The organism is uncultured Fretibacterium sp. (genome assembly GCF_938040765.1).
In the GTDB taxonomy this organism is placed as follows: Bacteria; Synergistota; Synergistia; order Synergistales; family Aminobacteriaceae; genus CAJPSE01.
The window spans coordinates 1-2393 of the sequence record NZ_CALIAA010000299.1 but is presented as its reverse complement, the minus strand read 5'-3'; the positions used below and the strand labels follow the sequence as shown (position 1 = coordinate 2393).

3 protein-coding genes are annotated in these 2393 nt (G+C 59.6%); all 3 read right to left on the bottom strand.

The features are described 5' to 3' along the window. A partial coding sequence (locus tag Q0176_RS10455) for a hypothetical protein (protein WP_299302604.1) occupies positions 1 to 291 on the bottom strand: 291 nt, incomplete at its 3' end. A gap of 53 nt (positions 292 to 344) precedes the next feature. After that, complete coding sequence (locus Q0176_RS10450) at positions 345 to 1040, bottom strand: hypothetical protein (protein ID WP_299302601.1); 696 nt, start codon at positions 1038 to 1040, stop codon at positions 345 to 347. Between the two features lie 39 nt (positions 1041 to 1079). Beyond that, entirely contained in the window at positions 1080 to 2246 is a 1167-nt protein-coding gene (locus tag Q0176_RS10445) for a hypothetical protein (protein ID WP_299302598.1), read from the bottom strand. Positions 2247 to 2393: the final 147 nt, after the last annotated feature.

Here is a 2393-nt window from a genome sequence, read left to right as displayed (position 1 = left end):
CTGCGTACCTCCAGCCCCCCCTTTTTGCAGGACGATTCCACGCACTAAGGCCAGTTCCTCCCTCAGGGAGGCTATCTCCCGTCTCAGGGCCGCGTTATCCTCCGATGCGGTGGCGATGGTCGCGGCAAAGGATTCCGTCATGCTCCTCAGAACCTCCGGGTCGATGTCCTTCCGGGGGTCCACCCCCTCCTCCGCGGCACGGGCGTCACGCGGAAGAAGCGGGCTGGCCGGAAGAAAAGAGAACAGAAGGAAACAGAGCAGAAAAATGAGCGTTCCTGTTTTGGTCCTCATGATCAAATTCCTCCTTATTAATCCGAATTAATCCGGCTTCTCCCATCCGCCGGTCACCGCACCTTCATGCAGATAACAAGCCCTCCATTCCAGACGCTCTGGTCCAGGTTGACCAAATTCGCGCCCGGCTGTCTGGCCATCGCGGCAAGCCTCTCCAGGGTCGACTTGTCCTCATCCGCCAGGTCGTAACCCACCAACCACTGATTGTCATTGAGGACGTAGAAATGGCAGCTCTCGTCGTATGTCGCGGGTACATCCAGGTATTTGCCCAGTATGTTCCTGACGGCCAGGGGATCGCCGTTGACCTTCTCCCGAAAGCGTGTGGGGTCCTCCATGATGGAACCCAGCTCCTCGGCATAAAAGATGACCGCGGCGGATTTCATGGTGCGCAGGAGGGAGCGGATCTGGCTGGCCCTCTCGGCAGACTGCATTTCGCGCAGCATGGCCGCGTTGCCAGCAGCCGGCTTCTGCTGCGTACTTCCAGTCTCTCCTTTTTTCGGAGCAGCCCCGCGCAACGAGGCCAGTTCCTCCCTCAGAGAGGCTATCTCCCGTCTCAGGGCCGCGTTGTCCTCCGATGTTGCGGCGATGGTCGTAGCAAAGGATTCCACCATGCTCCTCAGGGCCTCCAGGTCGATGTCTTTCCGAGTCTCCGCTCCGTCGCAGAGGGCCGGGAGCAAAAGGACACAGGCCACAAGCGTACCGACAAACCCCACACGGGTTCCCGTTTTTCTTTTCATCGTCTTGAACATCGCTTTATCCTCCTACTCAATCAAATTCAAATTTCGTCCTCACGAGCCCTTCGGCACGTGAAAGTTTACGGGCATATAGATGACGTCCCCGCCCTTCCAGGGATGGAGATTCCCGTCAAGCAGGGTGTCCCCGTACTGGAGTCTCCGCCGGGGCCGGGCCAGCTCCGCTCGGACCTCCCCGGACTCGTGTGACACGTCGACCCCTACGGCCCAGTCCCACTCGTTGAATATCCGGACCGTGCCGATTCCATCAAACTTGCTCTTTGCCCTACCGTCCAGGTATTCTCCCATGCGCGACCTGATGAAGGCCTCGGGGTCTGCGTTGATCTGCCGCGCGATGGCGCGGTGCTGCGCCGTACCCATGTCGTAGGCGTAGTGGCTGTCGTAGGCGGCTGAGGCCGCCTTGCGCAGGACATCCAGGTGCGCGAGGATTTCGTCCGCCCGGTACCCGGCCCGGTCCGCCAGGGAGTCGGTATCGCTCTGGTTGCTGTCTTGGTTCGCGACGAGCATGCCATACATGCTCATGAGCAACCCCAGCGCGGTCCTGTCTCCGACAGGCAGCCCGGACAATGCCTCCTTCATGTCCGCGGCTCCGTTTGAGGTCGGCGAATCGTCCGAGGCCGGAACATCCGCCGAGGCCAAGGGGACCGGTGACGGCTCCGGGGAGACGCTCAGCATGCGCTCCAGGCTCAGCCGAAGGACCTCCAGGTCGGCACGGAAGTTGCGCATTTCTCCAAGGAGCGCCTCGTTTTCCGCACCCAGGCCCTTCACCTTTTCGGAGAGCGCCTTGTTCTCCGCGCTCAAAGCCCGCATCTCCTTCAAAAGTTCGATGTCCCGATATTCCCGCAGCTCGGAAAACTCCTTCCGAAGCAGGTTCCTTTCCTCCTCACGCAGGGACTTCAGTTCCTCCGATATGGCCTTGCGTTCCTCGTCCCGGAGGTCCTTCAGCTCGTTTCGGATGGAGAGGTCCTCCTCCGAGCGGATGGCCTTGAGCTCATCCAGCAGGACCTTCTTGTCCTCGGAGGCCGCCACAAAGATCACCGTCATGTAGTCCAGCATCCACCGCATCGTCTTCAGCTGCCGCAGTACCGCATCCATCTGGGGGTCCGTCCCTTTGTTGTCGGCGGCACGGGCGGCACACGAAAGAGGCGGGCCGAACAGAAGGAAACAAAACAGAAAAACGAGCGTCGTCGCCCTGGTTCTCACGATCAAATCCCTCCCTGTCAATATTCCGTTTTTTCCTCGATTTTTTCCTGAATTTCATGCTTTCTCCAGCATAACATAACCCGCCGCCGCCGGGGACAAAATATTCCATTCCACAAACTTTCGCTATTCCGAATATCCCGGACCGGG